16 protein-coding genes are annotated in these 20,154 nt (G+C 55.9%); 5 read left to right on the top strand and 11 right to left on the bottom strand.

Annotation, left to right across the window (positions count from 1 at the left end; all coding sequences use genetic code 11):
• Nucleotides 1–88: 88 nt before the first annotated feature.
• The 3 genes from FH603_RS17785 to FH603_RS17775 are packed head-to-tail and all read right to left on the bottom strand — an operon-like array spanning nt 89 to nt 5,789.
• On the bottom strand, nt 89–1,258 hold the full coding sequence (locus FH603_RS17785; protein ID WP_186738939.1) for an efflux RND transporter periplasmic adaptor subunit: 1,170 nt from the start codon (nt 1,256–1,258) through the stop codon (nt 89–91).
• On the bottom strand, nt 1,194–4,379 hold the full coding sequence (locus FH603_RS17780; RefSeq protein WP_186738938.1) for an efflux RND transporter permease subunit: 3,186 nt from the start codon (nt 4,377–4,379) through the stop codon (nt 1,194–1,196). The genes FH603_RS17785 and FH603_RS17780 overlap by 65 nt, the downstream gene beginning before the upstream one ends.
• Nucleotides 4,380–4,400: 21 nt before the next feature.
• Nucleotides 4,401–5,789: a TolC family protein gene (locus FH603_RS17775; RefSeq protein WP_186738937.1), complete on the bottom strand. Its 1,389-nt coding sequence runs from the start codon at nt 5,787–5,789 to the stop codon at nt 4,401–4,403.
• Nucleotides 5,790–5,968: 179 nt separating this feature from the next.
• Here FH603_RS17775 and FH603_RS17770 point away from each other — a divergent pair, with 179 nt between their 5' ends.
• Genes FH603_RS17770 through FH603_RS17760 form a run of 3 tightly spaced genes read left to right on the top strand, consistent with a single transcriptional unit; the run spans nt 5,969 to nt 8,346 of the window.
• A complete protein-coding gene (locus tag FH603_RS17770; protein ID WP_186738936.1) occupies nt 5,969–6,646 on the top strand; it encodes a response regulator transcription factor in 678 nt (225 codons plus the stop codon).
• On the top strand, nt 6,643–8,010 hold the full coding sequence (locus tag FH603_RS17765; protein ID WP_186738935.1) for a sensor histidine kinase: 1,368 nt from the start codon (nt 6,643–6,645) through the stop codon (nt 8,008–8,010). The genes FH603_RS17770 and FH603_RS17765 overlap by 4 nt, the downstream gene beginning before the upstream one ends.
• A gap of 36 nt (nt 8,011–8,046) precedes the next feature.
• Nucleotides 8,047–8,346 carry a DUF202 domain-containing protein gene (locus FH603_RS17760; protein ID WP_186738934.1) on the top strand — a complete coding sequence of 100 codons (300 nt, stop codon included), beginning with the start codon at nt 8,047–8,049 and terminating at the stop codon, nt 8,344–8,346.
• A gap of 30 nt (nt 8,347–8,376) precedes the next feature.
• Here FH603_RS17760 and FH603_RS17755 read toward each other — a convergent pair whose 3' ends face one another.
• The 8 genes from FH603_RS17755 to FH603_RS17720 form a co-directional block, all read right to left on the bottom strand.
• The gene (locus FH603_RS17755) at nt 8,377–8,985 is read right to left on the bottom strand and encodes a YceI family protein (RefSeq protein WP_186738933.1); all 609 of its coding nucleotides are present in this window, start codon (nt 8,983–8,985) and stop codon (nt 8,377–8,379) included.
• Between the two features lie 4 nt (nt 8,986–8,989).
• Entirely contained in the window at nt 8,990–9,658 is a 669-nt protein-coding gene (locus FH603_RS17750; protein ID WP_186738932.1) for a hypothetical protein, read from the bottom strand.
• 75 nt (nt 9,659–9,733) lie between these two features.
• Nucleotides 9,734–10,168 (bottom strand): Rieske (2Fe-2S) protein, encoded by a 435-nt coding sequence (locus FH603_RS17745; protein WP_186738931.1) that lies wholly within the window; start codon nt 10,166–10,168, stop codon nt 9,734–9,736.
• 173 nt (nt 10,169–10,341) lie between these two features.
• Nucleotides 10,342–11,049: a VIT1/CCC1 transporter family protein gene (locus FH603_RS17740; RefSeq protein ID WP_186738930.1), complete on the bottom strand. Its 708-nt coding sequence runs from the start codon at nt 11,047–11,049 to the stop codon at nt 10,342–10,344.
• 4 nt (nt 11,050–11,053) lie between these two features.
• Nucleotides 11,054–12,274, bottom strand: a complete 1,221-nt coding sequence (locus tag FH603_RS17735) for an efflux RND transporter periplasmic adaptor subunit (RefSeq protein ID WP_186738929.1) — start codon at nt 12,272–12,274, stop codon at nt 11,054–11,056.
• A 15-nt stretch (nt 12,275–12,289) separates the two neighbouring features.
• Nucleotides 12,290–16,672, bottom strand: a complete 4,383-nt coding sequence (locus FH603_RS17730; protein ID WP_186738928.1) for a CusA/CzcA family heavy metal efflux RND transporter — start codon at nt 16,670–16,672, stop codon at nt 12,290–12,292.
• 11 nt (nt 16,673–16,683) lie between these two features.
• Nucleotides 16,684–17,163, bottom strand: a complete 480-nt coding sequence (locus tag FH603_RS17725; protein WP_186738927.1) for a hypothetical protein — start codon at nt 17,161–17,163, stop codon at nt 16,684–16,686.
• Nucleotides 17,164–17,411: 248 nt separating this feature from the next.
• A complete protein-coding gene (locus FH603_RS17720; RefSeq protein WP_186738926.1) occupies nt 17,412–17,798 on the bottom strand; it encodes a hypothetical protein in 387 nt (128 codons plus the stop codon).
• Nucleotides 17,799–18,175: 377 nt separating this feature from the next.
• On the opposite strand from FH603_RS17720, the gene FH603_RS17715 reads away from it, so the two are divergent.
• Together FH603_RS17715 and FH603_RS17710 are read left to right on the top strand one after the other, a co-directional pair.
• The gene (locus FH603_RS17715) at nt 18,176–18,595 is read left to right on the top strand and encodes an IS1/IS1595 family N-terminal zinc-binding domain-containing protein (protein WP_186738925.1); all 420 of its coding nucleotides are present in this window, start codon (nt 18,176–18,178) and stop codon (nt 18,593–18,595) included.
• A gap of 117 nt (nt 18,596–18,712) precedes the next feature.
• Entirely contained in the window at nt 18,713–20,152 is a 1,440-nt protein-coding gene (locus FH603_RS17710) for a porin (protein WP_186738924.1), read from the top strand.
• Nucleotides 20,153–20,154: the final 2 nt, after the last annotated feature.

The following is a 20,154-nucleotide window of genomic DNA, read 5'->3' as shown; positions in this document are numbered from 1 at the left end:
TTGATAACCGTATCGAAGCCCCCGACGACCGCTGCATTCCATCCGATCAATGGATCGACAACCGGGCAGCATAAGCACCGGGTCACAATCAGCGCACGGCAATGCCTTCTTTGATATCTTCCCGGGCGTTGATGATCACCTGATCGGTTGGGCGTAAGTCGCCGAACACTTCGATCATGTCGCCCGAAGCCTGCCCCCGCCGAACGTCGACCTTCCGGGCCCGGCCATCCTCGACCTTAATTACGTACTGCCCTTCGGTTGAGGCCACGATAGCCGATGTCGGCACCGCCAGCGCACCGGGCGTTCCGGCCGCCGACACAATAATCTCGGCAAACATGCCCGGCCGGAGTGAGCGGTCTTTATTGGCAACATCGATTTCCACAGTTTCTGAGCGAAACTGTTTGTTCATGCTCCCCGACCGGCGACTGATCTTGCCGGTAAAGGTCTTGCCAGGCATGGCGCTGACACTAAAAGTCAGTACCTGACCTTCCCGCAACTGGCTGCTGTATGCTTCGGGAACATCGACAACCAGTCGCAGCCGGTTTTGCTGTTGCAGAATCATCATAGGGAGATCCTGTTTAGCCCCCGATCCCACCAGCGCACCCGGATGCACATTCCGCTCGGTGATATAGCCATCGAACGGAGCCACCACCCGGAGGTACGATTTCAGTTTGGCCATGGCCCGGTAGTTAGCCTCCTCCCCCAGCATCGACGCGCTGTCGGCCTGAACCCGCGCCTGCGCCGTTTCCAGATCCAGGGCCGATACGGAACCGGGCACCTGGTTACTGGCCACCAGACGCCGGTAGTGTTCACGGCTGGCAACGAGCATCGCCTTGGTTTTGAGCGTATTGGAACGGGCAGCCGCGAGTCGTTCTTCTGTTTCAGGCGCATCGAGAACCATCAGCACCTGCCCCTTCCGAACGGCCGACCCCCGATCGACCAGCACCCGCTCCACAAAACCGGTGGCGCGGGGATAAATGGTAACCTCCTGATAAGCCTGAAATTCGCCCGGCAGTTGCACCGTCTGCCCAACGGGTTTTCGCGATACAGTCATGATGCGATAACTCGGCTTGACGCCTTGTTTTGGTATCTTTTTCTGACCTGATTCGGTCGAGTCCGAAGACGTGCAGCCGCTAACGGCATGTACAGCCAGCAAGGCCAGTAAATGGTAATATCCGCTAATTTTCATGCGCTTAGGAGTGAGCAGGTTGAGGTTCATAATCAGGCGCTTCGGGCGGCTGGCGGTCGGCAGGTTCATCGTCCGGCAGTAGCGATGGTTCGGCGTAGTCGGTGCTTTGCTGCAACCACACATACACCTGTGGCACCACATAGAGCGCAGCCAGCGTGGAAGCAATCAGCCCGCCAATAACGGCCCGGCCCAGGGGCGCTACCTGCTCCCCCGCTTCACCCGTACCCAGGGCCATGGGGATCATGCCGGCAACCATGGCGAACGAAGTCATCAGTACCGGCCGCAGCCGCAGGCCTACGCTATCGATGGCGGCCCGGTTCACGTTCCGGTACTCCCACCGCAGCCGCTCGGCATTGGTAACGATCAGGATGGCATTGGCAACCGAAATCCCCGTCGACATAATAATGCCCATATACGATTGCAGGTTGAGCGTACTCCCCGTTAACAGCAACAGCCCGATAGAGCCTACGATAACGGCGGGAACCGTGCTGAGCACCACAAACGACAGCTTGAACGATTGGTAGTTGGCCGCCAGTAAGAGAAAAATAACCAGAATGGCTATACCCAGCCCCAGCTGTAAACTATCGAGCGTTTCGGTCAGCAGCGACGACATACCTTTCACCTGGGTGACCAGGCCTTTAGGTACTTCACCCAGGTTGGCAATTGTCGTTTCCACCGCCTGCGTGGCCGTGCCCAGATCCTGGTGGTGAACATTGGCCGACACGGTTACAAACCGCCGGGGACCAATGCGGTCATACTCGCCGGGCAGCGTATCGATCGAGAACGTAGCCACATCGCCCAGCACAGGCCGCGACTGTCCGGCTACCAGCGGAATCTCCTGTAGCTGCGAGAGGTTACGCATATCATACTCCGGAATCTGCACCTGTACCTGATAGGTATAAGCCGCCTGCTGATCGAGCCACTGGTTCTTTTCCGTATATCGGCTCGATGAGGTCGACGCGGTAATGGAGCGGGCGGCCTGCTGGATATTCAAACCCATCATCGCCAGTTTCTGCCGATCGAGAGTAATGTTGATGACCGGAAACTTCAGTGGCTGGAGAATCCGGACGTCGCGCAGGTAGGGAACTTCGGCTAAACTGTCGACCAGTTTGTTGGCGTAGCCGGCAATCTGTTTCATATCGCGTCCGGCTACCTGCACTTCAATAGGTGTGCTGGCTCCCCCGCTCATAAGCTTTTCGGTAAGGTCGGCGGGCTCGAACGACAGGGTGAGGTCGGGCAGCCGGGCACGAACAGCATCACGAATACGCTCTTTGAGGTCCTGTATGTTGGTGTGAAAACCCTCGGTCAGTGCCACTTTGATAACCGCATCGTTGGTGCCGGTAGTACTCACGTAGAGATTGGACGTGGCATAGTTGGTAGGCACCACACCCACATAGGCCGACGAAACAGCCAGATTACCACCCGATACCTCATCGACGAGGGCGAGCAGTTCGCTCACCCGCTCCTCCGTTCGTTCGAGCCGGGTGCCATCGGGTGTTTTCATCCGGATCACCATCTGACCCGAGTTGGTCACGGGCAGCATGTCTTTACCGATCAGCACAAAGCCAGTGCCCGCCAGCGCCAGAATACCCACAAAATAAAGACCAATAAGCAGCTTGTTATGATGCAGCAACCGCCTGGTCTGTTGAACAAACCGGTTGCGTATCCGATCGAAAAACCCTGGTTTCGTTTCGGTATGTGCCGGCTTGTGAACGTGGTCTTTCATAAGCCAGTTGGCCAGTATCGGCACCAGGCTCTGTGCCAGAAAATAAGAAACCGTCATCGCAAACCCGATCGACAGCGACAGTGGCAGGAACATGGCTCTGGGTACACCGGTCATGATGAACGAGGGCGCAAATACGGCCAGAATACACAGCAGAATCAGCAATAAAGGCAGGGCTACTTCTTTGCAGGCATCATAAATCGCCTGCTTCTTGGGCTTCCCCATATCCAGGTGCTGGTGGATATTCTCGATTGTTACCGTTGCCTGATCGACCAGTACCCCGATAGCCAGCGCCAGCCCCGACAATGTCATGATGTTGATCGTTTGCCCGGCCAGACTAAGGCCCAGCACGGCGGCTATGATCGAAACAGGAATAGTAATGATGACGATCAGCGACGAGCGCCAGTCGCCCAGAAACAGCAGTACCATCAGCCCCGTCAGGATGGCACCCAGCCCCCCTTCGAAGAGCAGACTCTCAACAGCGTTGATCACGAAGACCGACTGGTCGAATTCGTAATTCACTTCGATATCTTCGGGGAGCAGGCTCCGCATTTCCGGCAGTTTCGCTTTCAGCCGCGTAACCACGTCCCAGGTTGAGGCATCGGCCGTTTTAACGACGGGTATATACGACGACCGGCTTCCGTTGACCAGCGCATAGCCTGATGTCACGTCGGAGCCATCCTGCACGGTGGCTACGTCGCTCAGGAATATAGTGCGGTGACCATCGGTAATGACCGGAATACGGCCAAAGTCGGCCACCTGATCTTCCAGCGAATTAAGCGTCGTGATGTAGGTTGTATTGCCAACCCGGATATTACCGGAAGGCGTCATGGCGTTGTTGGCCGCCAGCGCTTTTACAACCTCATCGGGCGAGATGTTCATACTGCGGATCTTACCAGGGTCCAGGTTAATGACCACCGTGCGCGAATTCGTACCGATCGGGGGCGGGGCCGTCAGGCCCGGCACCGTTGAGAACAGCGGCCGGATACGCGTCACGGCCAGTTCATGAATTTCCTTGAGCGAACGCGTCTTGCTCGAAAATACCAGATCACCGATCGGCACCGACGACGCATCGTAGCGGACAACCTGCGGAGGCAGGGCCCCCGGTGGGAAAAACTTCATGGCCCGGTTTACCTGAATGGCTACCTCAGCCGCAGCCTGAGCCATGTCGGAGCCTTCGTAAAAAGCCAGTTTCACAATAGTCAACCCCTGAACGTTGCGACTCGAAATTTCCTGAACACCGCCGATGTACAGAAACTGATCCTGCATCCGGGTCGCAAAGAAACCTTCCATCTGGGCCGGCGACATGCCGCCATAAGGCTCGATCACATAGATCATCGGCGAATTCAGACGCGGAAAAATATCGATGGGAATCCGCAGGGCCGCCATAACCGAAAACGCAACCATCCCGGCTACCAGCACCAGCACCGAAATGGGTCGTTTCAACGACGTTGATAATAAAGACATGGGCAGGTGGTTTAGGATGAGCTAGCGTCGGAAGAGCGCATAAAACGTGTCGAAATCATTGGTCGCCTGGGCACGCTGGAACCGGAGCCGGACAGCCTGCATCCGGGTCTGCACCGCTTCCTTTTCTACGGTAGTAAGCAGCGTCAACGCATCGGTCAGGCTCAGGATCGTTTCCAGGCCATTGTTATAGAGCGACAGGCGCTGGTTGTAGGCGTCCTGAGCCGACCGAATGACCAGGGGCAGTTCGGCCAGCTGGGTCTGAACAACGGTCAGCTGCGCATCAGCGATGCCGAGCGCATTCTGTATCTGTAGTTGGGCCAGCGCCAGTTGGCTACGGGCCTCTTCTACGCGGAACCGCTGGAGCCGGGTGCGGCTAGCGGCCCGCCTGAAATCCATCAGGTTTACTGTAGCCGCCACCCCCAGCAGGTAATTAGTGCGGCTATAGCCTAGGCCCGAGGCCACAGGGCCGAAATTATTTTCAATGTCCAGACTCGTGCCACGCGCCCAGGCCGAGGCCAGCAACGACACCCTTGGCAGCGCCGACTTCCGGATCGTCGCAATCTCGGCCGCTTGCCGGGTAACGAGTCGCTCCTGTAGACGCAGCAATGGATGGCCCGGTACCGCAACGGAAACCGCAACCGGAATCAGCAAAGGTTCGATTTGAAACGTAGTGTCGATCGCGATCTGTTCAACAGGACGCCCCGTTAGTGTGGCGAGCTGCACCTGGGCCCGCTGACGTTCTTCCTGCATCCGCAGGTAAGCCAGTCGCGCCCGGGAGAACGCCACATTGGCCAGCGAGGAATCCAGCCCCGGCCTGATCCCGTTACGGACCAGGTTGCCAATAATCCGCCGTACCGTGTCGACCCGGGCCAGGTTACGCTCCTCAATAAAGAGGCTCTGCTCCGTCCAGAACAAGTCCAGATACGTGCGAATAACGGTCTGACGTAGTTCGAACTGTTCCCGTTCCAGGCCCGCTTCGCCGACGCCCACATCGGCCCGAATGAGCTGGTCCTCGGCCGTAAACCGACCGAAGTTAAAAACCTCCCAGTCGGCACTGGCCAGCGCTATATTTCCCGATGCCAGATCGCCGTAGTTCCCGGGCCGGCGACCGCCTGAAGTAGGCACGATCAGGCCGAGAGAGAAATAAGAACCCGACAGGCCATTGGCGGTACCCACGTTGATCTGGTCGTGTACCCGTACATTGGGCAACCGGTTGTCGCGAACGACCTGGGCATTGGCCCGAATCGCTTCCAGCGCCGACCGCCGGGCAGCCAGCGTAGGGTATTGGGCAAAGGACGCGTCGATAGCGCTTTCCATCGTCAACACCTGCGCTGATGCAGAAACCAGGGCGCAGCCGATACAGCCAAAAAGACTAATCCAAACAAGATAACACCGAGCAATTCTGGGCATAGCTGAACAAACCGTTGAGTACCTGTGGCCGACCGGCTTTGGATCAACCAATACCAAAATAACCAGTTGACTCATTAGAGATTGGTGAGAGACTTATTACAATCTGATTAGAGTGATCAGACGGTCTCGACCGATAGCCACTTAGGCTGTATTTTCGAACCCGTAATTCACGTACAGTTATGCAGGTACTAGTCGTTGAAGATGATGTTGAACTAACGCAGTTCATTCAGAAAGGCCTGGTCTCGGAAGGAATTGGCGTATCGGTGGCGTTCGACGGCATTATCGGCCGATCCATGATCAACGAGCGACAATTCGACGTGGTGGTGCTGGACATCAATATGCCGGGCATGAACGGGTATGACCTGTGTCGATTTATCAAAGTGAACTGGCCGGCTATTCCGGTTATCATGCTGACAGCCCTGGGAAGCCTCGACAGCAAGGTGCTGGGGTTTGAATCGGGTGCCGACGATTACCTGGCCAAGCCGTTTGCGTTCAAAGAGCTGGTATTCCGGCTGAAAGCCCTGGCCCGTCGGCATCCCTCCCGCGCACCCATGGCCAAACGGCTCGAACTCCTCGACCTGACTGTCGATACCGAGTCCCATCAGGTATGGCGGGCGGGCCAACGCGTCACCCTCACCGCCCGCGAGTATGCCCTGCTCGAATATTTGATCGTCAACCAGGGGAAGGTGGTGAATCGGGTCGATCTGCTGGAAAATGTCTGGGATGTCCATTTCAACACGAACACCAACGTCGTCGATGTGTACATCAACTATTTACGCCGTAAAATCGATCACGTCGAGCCTAAACTGCTGCATACGGTATTTGGTGTGGGGTATATGCTGCGCGCCGAGCCATGAGTATCAAGCAGAAGATAACGGTCGGTTTCGGGGTTCTGGTAGCCGCGCTGCTGCTGTTGTTTTCGCTGTTTATTTACCAGACCTACGAGTCCTACCGGCGGACCCAGATGCGAACCCGGCTTCAGCGACGGGCGCTGTCGGCACAGCTCTACCTCCGGGATCGCCAGGAATTCCTGCGCTACAATTACCTAACCCTGCCCGAGCAGCATGAGTCGCTGTTCGACACGCTGAATCGCCGGTTCTATTCGTCGTCCGGCCCGGACGATTATCAGCTAACGAAGGAACTGCTGAGCAGGGCCCGGCAGGAGGAAGTTTATTTCACCTATAAAAGCCGCCAGTGGGAAGAACTTAAAGAAGGCGTTGCCCTGTCGTTTGCAAGTCAGAACAGGCGGTATGTTGCCGTAATTACCGCCTATGATCTGGCCGGGCGGCAAACCAGCCGAAACCTGCGCCTTATCCTGACGGTGGGCAACGTGCTGTTACTGATGGTTATCGCCCTTGTCGGTTTCTTGTTTGCCCGACGGGCCATGCGCCCGTTCGATCAGTTGATCAGCCAGTTGGATTCAGCAACGGTCAATGATTTTTCGTTTCGACTCATTGAGGGCAAAAACCCGGACGAAGCAAGCTATCTGGCCGTCTCGTTCAACCAGCTGCTGGGTAATCTTCAGCAACTGGCTGCGAGTCAGGAAAACTTCGTGGCCTATGCCTCTCACGAAATCCGTACACCCCTGACGGTGGTTAAAGGCATGCTGGAAACATCGCTGGCTTACGACCAGGAGCTGTCGGTTGTACGTCAGAGTATGGAACAGGCCCTGAGCCGGCTGGAAGGTGCCATTGACCTGGCCAATTCCCTGCTGCGGCTGGCGGAGGTCGAAGGGCTGAAAGCCACCCAGCTGATGGAGGACGTCAATGTGGTTGATACCATTCTGGATACGGTGACCTATTTCAAGGAAAAGTACCCCCAGCAGGACATCGAATTGCAACTCACCGATGAGTTTACCGAGCAGAGTTCCGTGTTCCGGCTTATCGGCAACGCCACATTACTCCGCACCGCGTTGATCAACATTATGGACAATGCGGCCAAATACTCGTCCTTCAAACCGATATCCGTCCGGGTACAGTATGAGTCGGCCTGGATCGTAATCGATGTCACAGATCAGGGCATCGGTATTCCCCACGCTCAGCTAACCAACGTTTTCCTGCCGATGATGCGGGCCGAAAACGTCGGACGGATTTACGGTTTCGGTCTTGGCCTGACGTTGTCCAAAAAAATCATTGACCTGCATCAGGGCCAGCTGACGTTAAGCTCCCCGCCCGATGCAGGCACGGTAGCCTCCCTGCGCTTACCAACGCGACCTCTATAGAATAAACCACCCTCACGCCATTGCGGTTTACTAGCCATGAACGAGCTGAATGCCCCGAACAAATTACCCTGGACCCTGACCGAACAACTGGCCGCCGACCGCACGAGGCTGGCCAATGAACGTACGTTGCTGGCTTATGGGCGGGCGGCCCTCGGTCTGATCGTGAGTGGCACCGGCTTCGGTCAGTACCTGGATTCAACCCTGCTGCGCATCCTCTTCCTTACCTTCATTCCGATGGGCCTTATCCTGCTGGGAGTCGGGATCGTTCGGTTCCGGCAGCGCAACAGGCAACTCCGTCAATACCGCAGTCCACTCAATCAGGAACAGAGCTTGTAAGTGAACTGGGCCAAAGCGGCCTAATTCGGGCTACGGGCTCACCAGGGGGGTTACCTGTTTAAAGGCCAGATTGAACTTCATCGTCATCACATCTTCCACCGGTACCATCATCAGCGAGGGCTTCTCGATCTGGTAATCCGTCAGGCTGATGGGGAACGTGCCCTCGACCCGGAACCCATCCGTGGTTTCCTGCCGGGTTGCCTGGATGGTCAATGGCCGGGTTACGCCATGAAACGTCAGCTTACCCACTATGGCCAGTGTTCCGTCGGGATTGGACCGAATATCCTGCGCTGTAAACGATACCGTCGGGTACTTAATGCCATCCAGCACTTCGATAGCGTGGGAGTCCCGATTGGCATTTTTCGTGTCGAAGCTGGCCACTTTAACCACAATGGCCACATTTTCGATCTGCTTTGTATCGGCGTTATAAATTAACGCACCGTTCACATCCCGGCTCACGCCATCCCAGGTATGCATCGGGTGTTTCATGGTATAAGTTGCCGTTGACCGGGTTTTGTCGATCACCAGTTTCGTGCGGCCTGCGGCAGGCGTTCCTGCGGCAGGAACGCCTGCCGCAGGCGAACCGGCAAGGCTGGGCAAGGTAGCCACCAGACTTACTAAAAGAATGATGTATCGCATGGAATCAAAATTTTATGGCAATGATCGATAAGGCAAACGCGCCGAAGGTGAAGTAAGCCGCAGCCCGGTGGTAGGGCTTGAGTTCAGCATTAGATTCGAGCATACCCGCCAGCACGTTCGTCGCAATCATACCGGCGATGTGGGCTACGGCCAGGTATTTATGGAGCTTGATGGAGCTGTAGCCCCGGCGTTCGGACAGCATTTTGGGCGGTGCCGTCAGCGACAGCAGGGCCGTTGTTGCGTAGGTGATGTTTACCCCGGCCGCCAGCGCACTATGCACATCCAGCAACTGGCGATACCGATCTCCCGTGGCATGGTACAGTTGAGCGCCGACGATACCCTGGGCCACAAATCCCGCCAGCGTAACAAAACCCATGACCTGGTGGCTCACCAGCATTGTTCTTCGAATTTTCAGTTCGTGGGCGCGTCCTTCGGGCGTCAGCGGGGCAATATCGGTTACCCGAAGGAGCCCTTTTGGTCCCCAGAATACCCGCTGGGTAAAAATCATTTTCGACGGCAGCAACGGTTGGTCTGTAACCGACGAATCGCTCAGCAAATCGGCCATCAGGCTGTCGGAAGCCATATCGGGGCTCAGCGTATCGGCAGGAATCGTCTGCGCATGTCCCATCAGTAAAACGCTCAGCAGGCTCAGCGTCAACACAAGTTTTCTCATTGGATCAGTTCAGGATACGTGGTTTATCGACCCACCTTCTGGCTTACAGGAGGCTGGGTTGACAAACCGCGGTGGTTACGAAATCGTGAGGGTATTGCCGGATTGTTTTACCGTGTAGGTTGTGAGGCCGCGACTGCCTTCACCGTTCAGGCCTTTCCCCGCCAGGTCGTAGTGCGCACCGTGTTCGGTACAGTAAAACTCGTTGTTGCGGAGCTGGACTTTCTTTTTATTCTCATGACTGCATACGACCGTTACGGCTACATACCCGTTGGTTGTATTGGCCACGACAATGTCACTGATAACGATATAACCGCCCTGCTTCAAGAGGGCCGCATTGGCCGAACTGGTCAGGTCGACGGTTAATGGACTGGCTAGTGGCGCAGGCGTAACGCTGTCCTTGCTACAGCTTATCAATGACTGACCCGCGCAGTAAACGGCCAGCAGGGCCGCCCCTTTCAGGCCAATGGATTTAAGGAACTCATTCCGGTTAATCGCTGCTTGGTTTGACATGGTTCGGCAGGTATTTTGTTTGGACAAAAACACTTAAAATCATCTGAATTTAGTACGCTAGTGAGCTGCGCAACGTTGCGAAAGACCGGGGAAACAGGTGGCGGGCATGGCCCCTCACCGGGGAATGACGGGTCATAAATCAGTTGCATCCGTTTAAGCGATTAATCGTAGGATCAAGCCCCGAACAGACGGGCAACACCGAACGCAGCCGCAGCCGCCAACGCGCCAATCAACATCACCTTGAACGCCCCGCCAAGGGGTGGCTGGCCCGTAAATTTGCTTTTGACATACCCGAACACGAACAGGCAAAGCAGTGTCAGCCCGCTCGAATACAACAGCGCCTGGGTGGGTACGTCGATCAGAAAATAGGGCAGCAGCGGCAACAGCCCACCGGCCATGTAGGAACCGCCAATGGTGAAGGCACTTTGCGTAGCCCGGTTCGGGTTGGGTTCGTCGAGGCCTAGCTCATACTTCATCATAAAATCGACCCACTTGGTCTTGTCCCGGGCCATTTCGTCGGCAATAGCAACTTGCAGCGTAAGACTGAGGCCCATGTCGGCAAAGACGGCGCGGACCTCTTCTTTCTCGCGCTCGGGCACAGTGTCTACCTCGATCTGTTCACGTCGGCGTTCCGACTGGTAGTGATCCGATTCGGTACGGCCCGCCAGGTAGCCACCCAGCCCCATAGCGATAGCCCCCGCCACAATTTCGGCGATACCGGCAGTAACGACCAGCGATGAACTGGATACGGCTCCACTCAGTCCAGCCGCCAGGGCAAACGGGACGGTCAGCCCATCAGACATGCCAATGACCACGTCAGTAATAACGTCGGAACTGCGGAGGTGCTCCTCCCGGTGCAGATAGGTGCTTGTAGTTGTCATACGGTTACTCGTCTTCGCTGTTGTTTAGTTTGGCCAGCAGGCTATACGCGCCACCCACCACAACCGGTGTCCGGGCGGGGTCGATACCAGCGGGTAGGGTTACCGCCACGTAGCCATTTTCCCGAATACCAGGCTGAATAGGTACCTGCCGGAAGTGATACGTTACGGGATTACCCTGCTTTTTTTCCAGAATATAGCCGTAATAACTACCGCCAAAACTCACCACGGCGGCTTCGGGCAGGGCCAACAGGGGCTGTGTTTTCACCTCGACCTGTGCCGACACGTAGCCCCCCGGTGTCAGGTTGGTCGTTGGTTCGCGGTCGGGATGCGCCAATACGGCCACTGTACGATCGGCCGTAAACGCCTTGCCGATCAAAAAGATAGTCCCCTTCTGCGGCAGGCGGTCGCCCGCGTCGGCACCCAGCCCGAAGCGAACCGTTTGCCCCACCCGGATCTTGCTCAGGTCTTTCTCGAACACGTTTAACTGCACGTGCAGGTGGCTCACGTCGGTGAGTTGCACCAGCACATCGGCGGGATTCACGAAGCGGCCATTGTTGACGGGCACGTCGGTCACATAACCCGACACGGGTGCCGGAATGGTTATGGTGCGGGTTAGCCGGGCAGGGCTCAGCGTGGCGGGGTTGATGCGGAGCATCGTCAGCCGTTGGCGAAGGCCCGCCAGTTGCGCCTGCAAACTCTGCCGGGTAGCGCGCGCCTGCTGGAAGGTCTTCAGGGCATTGACGTTGTCACGGCTCAGTTCCTCCTGGCGGGCATAGTCCAGGTCGGCGTACTCCAGCTTTGCCCGGGTATCGAGATAATCCTGCTGCAACTGGATGTAGTCAGGGTTTTCGAGCACCACCAGCGGCTGGCCTTTACGAACCCGCATCCCCGGTTCTAGCTGGATACTACGGATGTAGCCACCCATGGGCACCGATACCGATACCCGGTTCTGGGCCGGCACGTCGATGACGCCGTTGAGTTTCAGTGTTGTACTGAGTGGGCGTAGCGTTGGCTGTCCCAGTTGGATAGCCGCCATATCGTACTGAGCCTGACTCAGGCTAACCGTCTGAGCGGCTGGCTTGGTTGCTGTCGAATCGACCGGTGCTGCCTGAGCCATTTCGGTCGAGCTACCCGATTGGCAGCTGGCCACGGCTAACCCCACGATAACCAGCGGAACAAACGCGCTGAAATGACATCGATTCAATTGATTTGGACGAATATGCATGGTTGAATGGATCGCTTATAAGTTGCCCAGCAGGTAGTTGATGTACAGCACCGACTGGTTATACTGGCTCAGTAAGTCAAGGTGATTGGTTCGGATGGTGAGCGCCTGTTGCAGCGCCAGCGTAAACTCGACGTAGCCGATATCGCCCCCGCTGAAGGCCCGGCGGGCATTGGTCTGGATGAGTGCGGCCTGGGGTAGTGCCTGCTGCTCGTAGGAAGCCAGCGCATCGCGCAGCTGTGTGTATTGCTGAACGCCCTGTTCCAGCTGCCGTTCCAGCGCAAACTGGCCGCTCTGGAGCTGGGTGCGGGCAAGTTCCTCACCCAGACGGGCGGCATCGATACGGGCGCGTTGTCCTTTGCCCAGCAAGGGCCAGCTTACGCCCACCTGCGCGCCGTTGAAGCGGTAACCGGGTCCGAAGTACAGTTCCTGCCCACCAATCAACTGGTTACCGATGAGCGTCTGCGTAAATAGTCCCGCCATAAAATCCGGCTTCAGTCGGGCCTGCTCCACCAGCCGGGTTTGCTCGGCAACCCGGATCTGTTGCTGAAACTGCGCCAGCAGCGGATTACGGGTTAGCTGCGAACTGTCGGCGGACAGGTTCAGCGACAGGCGGGTCAGGGGTTCGTTGGGCGTATCGACCGGCTCAGTCGTGTAGAGCAACGTCTGCAGGCGCGTCCGGGCCGCCGAACGCTGTACCTCGTTCTGGGTCAGCCGTACCCGCGCATCGGCTAGCTGGCTCTCGGCGGTGGCCCGCTCCAGACTGCCCGTTTCGCCGGTACGGAGCCGCACAGTTGCCGCCTGCACAAATTCGGTCAGCAGGGTGTCCTGCCGCCGGATCAACCGGCTGCGCTGACTCAGATATAACAGATCATAATACGCCGACCGAACCTGATACACAACGTCGTTGCGCGTAACAGCCACCGTTGCCTGCCGGCTGGCGACGGTCTGATCGTTCAAATCGGCCAGTCGACGCATCAGAGTCGGATTCGGAATGGTTTGTTGCAGGGTAAGGTTATTATCAAACCGGCGGCTGTTATACTGGCCCAGCATCGCCATAGCCGAAAAGCGACCGGCTTCGTAGGCCGTTGCCCGCAGGGCTTCCTGCTGCCGTACACCCAGGTTGCCCTGCTGAAGCTGGAGATTGCGTTCACCCGCCCGTTTCAGGGCCGCGTCAAGGGTCAGGGTTTGCGCCGGAGCCATTTGGGCGCTGGCGCTTCCAGCGCACAACAGCAGCAGTACCGTTGCTGCCGCACCCGCTTTGGAACCTGCCTGCTTCGCTTCCTTTGCAATGGCCCGTTTCTCGGTCAGGGCATATAGGATAGGCAGTACGATCAGCGTAAGCAGCGTCGCCGTCAGCAAGCCGCCAATGACGACCGTCGCCAGTGGTTTCTGCACTTCGGCCCCCGCCGAGTTGGAGAGCGCCATCGGCAAAAATCCGAACGAGGCCACCAGGGCCGTCATGATCACGGGTCGAAGCCGCACTTCGGCCCCTCGCCGGATGATCTCGGTCAGATCGGTGAGTCCTTCTTCGTGGCGCAGGCGATTAAATTCGGCAATCAGTACGATGCCGTTCAGGACAGCCACGCCGAAAAGGGCAATGAAGCCCACGCCCGCCGAGATACTGAACGGCATCCCGCGCAGCAGCAGGGCAAATACCCCGCCGATAGCCGCCATCGGGATAGCCATGAAAATCAGGGCACTCTGCCGAATGGACTGAAACGTAAAAAACAGGAGCACAAAAATTAAAGCTAACGCCAGCGGTACGGCAATACTCAGCCGCTGTTTGGCCTGAATCAGGTTCTGAAACTGACCTCCATACGTGATTGAGTAACCGGGCGGGAGTTTCACCCGTTGATTTACCTGTTGCTGAAGTTCAGCCACAACGCTCTGTACATCCCGGCCCCGCACGTTGAACCCCAGCGTAATCCGCCGGTGGGTGTTGTCGCGCTGAATCTGGTTGGGTGCCTGTCCAATGGCTACGTCGGCCAGCTGGGCCAGCGGAATCTGACCACCAGCGGGCGTACTGATGTACAGGTTTTTGATATCGTCAATACTCTGGCGTTTTTCGGCCACCAGTCGTACCACCGCATCGTAGCGCCGTTCGCCCTCAAAAACCAGACCCGCCGACTGCCCGGCGAACGCGGTGTTGATGGTCTGGTTCACGTCGGCCACGTTCAGACCGAATTTGGCCAGCTGTTCCCGGTCGAGTTTGATCAGAATCTGATCCAGCCCGGCAACCTGCTCCACATAAATATCTTTGGCCCCATCGATGGTGCGAACGAGGCCACCCACCTGATTGGCCAGTCGCTCCAGCTGGACGAGGTCATCGCCGTAAATTTTCAGGGCCACATCCTGCCGCGCGCCGGTCATGAGTTCATTGAACCGCATCTGAACCGGCTGCTGGAACCCGAAGGTTACGCCCGGAATGACCGCCAGGGCCTCCGCCATTTTACCCATCAGTTCATCGCGGGTGGTGGCCGATGTCCACTGGTCTTTGGGTTTCAGAATCACCATCTGGTCGGCGGCTTCGATAGCCATCGGATCGGTGGGAATTTCGCCGGAGCCAATCTTGGCAACCACCTGCTCCACCTCTGGAAACTGTTTCAGCAGAATCCGCTCGGCTTTGAGCGTGGCATCGACCGTTTCCGACAGTGAGCTGCCGGTTAGCGTGCGGGTGTCAACGGCAAAGTCGCCCTCGTCGAGCTGCGGAATAAACTCGCCCCCCATGCGGGTAAAGAGAAACACCGAAAAAAGCAGCAGCGCCACCGCACTCGCCAGAATAACCACTTTATACCGTAGCGCCCGTAGCAGCAGGGGTTCGTAGTAACGATACAGCCACGCCATGATCTTGTCGGAGATCGTTTCTTTGTGCGTGATATTCTTGTTCAGCATCAGCGCCGAAATCATGGGCACGTAGGTCAGCGAGAGGATAAATGCCCCCAGAATGGCGAAGGCGACCGTCAGGGCCATAGGCCGGAACATCTTGCCTTCGATACCGGCCAGGGCCAGAATAGGCAGGTAAACGATCAGGATGATGATTTCGCCAAACGCGGCCGACGAACGGATCCGGCTGGCGGCTCCAAACACCTCATCGTCCATCTGCTCCTGGGTGAGCGTTTTATCGCGGTTGCGCAGCATGATATGATGCAGGGTGGCTTCCACGATAATAACGGCTCCGTCGACGATCAGGCCGAAGTCGATAGCACCCAGGCTCATGAGGTTGCCCGATACGCCGAAGAGGTTCATCAGGGAAATAGCGAACAGCAGCGCCAGCCGAATAACAGAAGCCACCACCAGCCCCGCCCGCCAGTTACCCAGCATCAGGACCAGCACAAAAATGACGATCAGCGCTCCTTCCATCAGGTTACGCTCAACGGTACCGATGGCGCTGTTGACCATCTTGGTACGATCCAGAAAGGGAACGATTTCGACACCCTCGGGCAGCGTTTTGGCGATCTCGGCCATTTTAATCTTTACCCGCTTGATCACCGCCGAAGAGTTTTCGCCCTTGATCATCATCACGAGTGCCCCTACCGTTTCGCCCGTTCCATTACGGGTTACGGCCCCGTAGCGCACGGCCGCACCGATGCGCACCTGGGCAATGTCGCGCACCCGGATGGGTAGCTGCTGGCGGTTGAGCCGCACCACAATGTTGGCAATATCATCGGTAGAGCCAATGAGGCCATCGGAGCGGATGAAGTAGGCATTCGGTTTTTTGTCGATATAGGCTCCGCCCGTATTCTGGTTATTCTGTTGCAGGGCGGTAAAAATGTCGGCTACTGTTACGCCCGCGCTCCGCAGCCGGTCGGGGTCGACGGCAATTTCATACTGCTTCATCAATCCCCCAAAACCACTTACGTCGGCCACGCCGGGGGTACCCAGCAAACCCCGCCGGATAATCCAGTCCTGAATAGACCGCAGTTCGGTCAGGGAATAGCGGCTTTCATAGCCCGGTTTGGCATTGACGGTATACTGGAAAATCTCGCCCAACCCCGTCGTCACCGGTGCCATGGTAGGCGTACCGACACCCGGCGGAATCTGACCGACAACGTTCTGGAGCCGTTCGGCGATCTGCTGACGGGCCCAGTAGACATCCGTCGCATCCGAAAAAACGACCGTCACAATAGACAGGCCAAATCGTGAAAACGAGCGGAGTTCGGTGATAGCGGGAATACTCGACAGACTTACCTCGATGGGAAAGGTCACCAGCCGCTCGATATCCTCAGCCGCCAGCGACGGGCTGCTGGTAATGACCTGCACCTGGTTGTTGGTAATGTCGGGAACGGCGTCAATGGGCAGCTGCGTCACCGACCAGGTGCCCCAACCCACCAGCGCCAGTGTCAGCAGGCCAATGATGAGCTTGTTCTGAATCGAGAAACGAATAATTGCATTAAGCATGGATAAGGCACTTAAGGGTTGGGAGAAACAACGACGGGGGTACTCACTGATTCCGTGCGCAACTCCTGGTGCATGATCAGACCACCCAGTCGGCCGACATTGGCCATCAGCCCGAACGTGATGAGCGACAGCGCGAAGATGACGGCCGGCAAGAACCGCAGTTGCTTCGCCCGTTGCCAGACCAGCGCCAGTAAAGAGAGCAGGCCCGTCAGGTACATCCCGATATTGGCCAGATCAGCGGCTTCCTCATGGGCGTGCAAAAGCGGCCGGTTCAGCTGGTTGATGGATTTAAGATAGTGCTCCGCGCTTTCGCCGGTTTGATTCGTGATGGCCGTTGCCACACACATGAGCACGAACAAGCCGAAGCCGAGTTGACTGACAGATGGATTACGCCGGATCAGGCCGTAGCCCAGAATAAGCATGGCCAGCAGGCCACCAATAATTGGTAAATGGTTGACCAGCAAGTGCCAGTGTGCGCCGTTTAGGTTCATGATCGTATAGAAATTAAGTGTGACTCAATAGCGCACAGCCTGACAAAGAATGGCGGACGCAACGGGTAGACAGAAGAAAAGAAACGGGAGCTGGTTTATTCTGCCGTGGTGACAGAGCCGCAGAACAGCCGCACAGGTAGCGATACCAGATGCACAGGCCCGCGAAAAAACCTCGACAGACCGGCGTCGAAGCAGCAACCAGTTGTGCCGCTACAAGCAAACACACTTCGGCCAGAAGTAATACCAGACTAGACTCGGGGGGGATTGATCAGGGCAGAAATGGCCTGAAACGAATACAGATCAGCTTTGCGGAAGAAAGCAGCTTTGGTGATCCGCACGAGTTCAACCGTGGGCACGCTGACCAGACGCAGGGGCTGGGGCGAGAAAACAGGCACCGAATGACCTACGGAAGGCAAATTCTGATGCGAGTGATTGTGATGTTTCTGGTGCTCGGAACCGGCACCGTAGTGCATCGCCATAAAATCGATGAAACCTAAGCCCGGTTTCTCCTGCCGATGCTGCTGATAATGCTGAAGCACCTCGGCCCACTTGGCCGACTGGTCAAGGCTAAATACGGGGAGCATACTGCTTCCGAGTAATAGCGTGGCCAGAAAAAGTGCAGTCAACGATTTCATACGACTTTCGTAAATCTACGTACTCAACGTCTGTCAGGCAGGAAAATTCCGTCTGATTCTCTAAAGACATCAATTTAGAAGCAGTCTATTACCGTATTCAGTACAAGAGTATTACTTTCTTCACCTTTTATCAAGCCATCTACACATCCGATACGCCTAAGTATATACCACTATAACCAGGCCTTATACGAGTTAGCTGTTTAATAACAGTACATGGTTAACTGATACATCTATGTAATCACAAAGTTTCAGTTGCGTATAACTATCGTGACTAGCTGGGCAGGGGGGGTATTTACTACTTTTTGATGAAAAAATAGACCATTATTGCTAAATTACTATACATTTGCTAAATACCTATAGATACTGACGTACCCAAAATGGCCACTGTAAAATGTCCGAAGTGTGCAGCGATCGGTGCCGTTCGAAACGGAGTAATAAACCAACGGCAGCGCTTTCGGTGTAAAACCTGCCAATACAACTTCACGGTAGACAAAGTTGGAAAGAGTATAAGTACTTACTATGTTATCAAGGCGCTTCAGCTTTATATAGAGGGTGTAAGCTTTCGGGAGATCGAACGCCTGCTGGGCATAAGCCACGTTTCGGTAATGAACTGGGTTAAGAAATATCAGATAAAAGCCCCCGAGAACAACACCTACCACCCAACCTATAAAATACTGAATCACAAGGAGTTGATCGATTTTTATTCGGACAGGAAGAATATTGAAGGAGCCGGTATGATCGTAACGGAATTGGGTGATAAGTTTATGATTATCAAGTGGGAACGATTCAAGGAATAGGTGTAATACAGGCTTATCTATAGATGTTTAGCATATCAACCTCAAGCATTAGGACGAGCTAGGGAATAATTTGTGTTTTGCGGAGTAATATTTCCCACCTATTCCCCCGCAACTTGCATGAAAACGTATCTTCCTGTTATTCTTTTGGTCAGTATATTTCTCGTCAATGGAGCGCAGCCGGTCCTGGGCCAGGGATCAATGGATTATGGGGGTGGACTCAAAGTAAACATCAACCCCGAAGGCACCAAGTACGTACGCTTTATTATCTGGAATCAAATTTGGTTTCGCTCGATGGAAACAAACCCGGGAACATCCGTGAATGGTGCTCCAACAGAAAACATCTCGGATGTTATGGCCCGCCGGGTGCGTTTTTTGGCGTACGCTCAGATCACTCCGCGCTACCTGATTATGAGTCATTTCGGCATAAACAACCAGACCTTTGCCAGCGGGGGCGGCTCAGCTACCAGTGGAACAGGCGGGTATGGCCAGGGCAAGAAACCCCAGATTTTTTTCCACGATTTCTGGAATGAGTATGCCGTTATTCCGGCGGGAAAGAATGCCAGCGGGAACACGAACAAGAGGACGCTCTATCTGGGAGCCGGTTTGCACTACTGGCATGGAATTTCCCGGATGACGTCGGCCAGTACGCTCAACTTCATGGCGGTCGATGCGCCCATCTTCAACTGGCCGCTGATTGAAAACTCCGATCAGTTTGCCCGGCTTTTCGGCATCTACGCCAAGGGGAAACTGGGTAAACTCGAATACCGCGTAAACTACAACAAGCCATTCGCCACCAACCTGGCCCTGCCCGTTAGCGGCACCTCCGTGGTTCCTAATGTAGCTGTCGACAACAACGGGGCCAGCAAGATGTCGTACGGAGGCTACCTGGAATACCAGTTCCTGGACCAGGAAGCCAACGTGCTTCCGTTCAAAGTGGGTACGTATGTCGGCACAAAGCGAGTATTTAATATTGGGGGCGGGTTTTATACCCAACCCCAGGGTACACAGAGCTTTGTTCGCGAAGGGGCGGTAACTACCAGCCCATCGAGCAACACCCAAAAACATACGATTTCGTTGATGGCCGTCGATGCGTTTCTGGATATGCCCGTTGGAAAGCCCGAAAAGAACATGGCTATAACCGCCTATAGTGTGTATTACAACTATGATTTCGGACCAAACTATCTCCGCAATTTAGGCATTGCGAACCCGGCTCAGGCCGACCCCGCCTTTGCCGGACAACGGGCCCTGGCGGGTCCCGGCAATGCCAGAGCGTTTGTCGGTACCGGCAGCATCTGGTACACGCAGGCCGGCTTGCTGTTACCCAAGGCGACCGAGAAGCCCAAGATGCGGATTCAGCCATTTGCGGCTTACACCTATAAGAATTTTGAAGCCCTCGGTAAAGCAGGTAATTACTACGACATTGGCGCTAACTTTTACCTGGATGGTCACCACGCCAAAATAACGCCACAGTACTCGACCCGGCCCGTATATACCGATCGTAACACCATCAGCGGCAACAAAGGTGAATTTATTCTTCAGGCACAGATATACTTATAATC

Origin of the sequence: Spirosoma utsteinense (assembly GCF_014282275.1) — a bacterium.
Taxonomy (GTDB): Bacteria; Bacteroidota; Bacteroidia; order Cytophagales; family Spirosomataceae; genus Spirosoma; species Spirosoma utsteinense.
The sequence above is the reverse complement of the archived record's forward strand: the minus strand, read 5'-3'. Positions and strand labels throughout refer to the sequence as shown.

Excerpts from the sequence above, each read along its gene's own strand:
- FH603_RS17785 (WP_186738939.1), bottom strand. The coding sequence starts at position 1,258 with ATGAACCTGCCGACCGCCAGCCGCCCGAAGCGCCTGATTATGAACCTC.
- FH603_RS17780 (WP_186738938.1), bottom strand. The coding sequence starts at position 4,379 with ATGTCTTTATTATCAACGTCGTTGAAACGACCCATTTCGGTGCTGGTG.
- FH603_RS17775 (WP_186738937.1), bottom strand. The coding sequence starts at position 5,789 with ATGCCCAGAATTGCTCGGTGTTATCTTGTTTGGATTAGTCTTTTTGGC.
- FH603_RS17770 (WP_186738936.1), top strand. The coding sequence starts at position 5,969 with ATGCAGGTACTAGTCGTTGAAGATGATGTTGAACTAACGCAGTTCATT.
- FH603_RS17765 (WP_186738935.1), top strand. The coding sequence starts at position 6,643 with ATGAGTATCAAGCAGAAGATAACGGTCGGTTTCGGGGTTCTGGTAGCC.
- FH603_RS17760 (WP_186738934.1), top strand. The coding sequence starts at position 8,047 with ATGAACGAGCTGAATGCCCCGAACAAATTACCCTGGACCCTGACCGAA.
- FH603_RS17755 (WP_186738933.1), bottom strand. The coding sequence starts at position 8,985 with ATGCGATACATCATTCTTTTAGTAAGTCTGGTGGCTACCTTGCCCAGC.
- FH603_RS17750 (WP_186738932.1), bottom strand. The coding sequence starts at position 9,658 with ATGAGAAAACTTGTGTTGACGCTGAGCCTGCTGAGCGTTTTACTGATG.
- FH603_RS17745 (WP_186738931.1), bottom strand. The coding sequence starts at position 10,168 with ATGTCAAACCAAGCAGCGATTAACCGGAATGAGTTCCTTAAATCCATT.
- FH603_RS17740 (WP_186738930.1), bottom strand. The coding sequence starts at position 11,049 with ATGACAACTACAAGCACCTATCTGCACCGGGAGGAGCACCTCCGCAGT.
- FH603_RS17735 (WP_186738929.1), bottom strand. The coding sequence starts at position 12,274 with ATGCATATTCGTCCAAATCAATTGAATCGATGTCATTTCAGCGCGTTT.
- FH603_RS17730 (WP_186738928.1), bottom strand. The coding sequence starts at position 16,672 with ATGCTTAATGCAATTATTCGTTTCTCGATTCAGAACAAGCTCATCATT.
- FH603_RS17725 (WP_186738927.1), bottom strand. The coding sequence starts at position 17,163 with ATGAACCTAAACGGCGCACACTGGCACTTGCTGGTCAACCATTTACCA.
- FH603_RS17720 (WP_186738926.1), bottom strand. The coding sequence starts at position 17,798 with ATGAAATCGTTGACTGCACTTTTTCTGGCCACGCTATTACTCGGAAGC.
- FH603_RS17715 (WP_186738925.1), top strand. The coding sequence starts at position 18,176 with ATGGCCACTGTAAAATGTCCGAAGTGTGCAGCGATCGGTGCCGTTCGA.
- FH603_RS17710 (WP_186738924.1), top strand. The coding sequence starts at position 18,713 with ATGAAAACGTATCTTCCTGTTATTCTTTTGGTCAGTATATTTCTCGTC.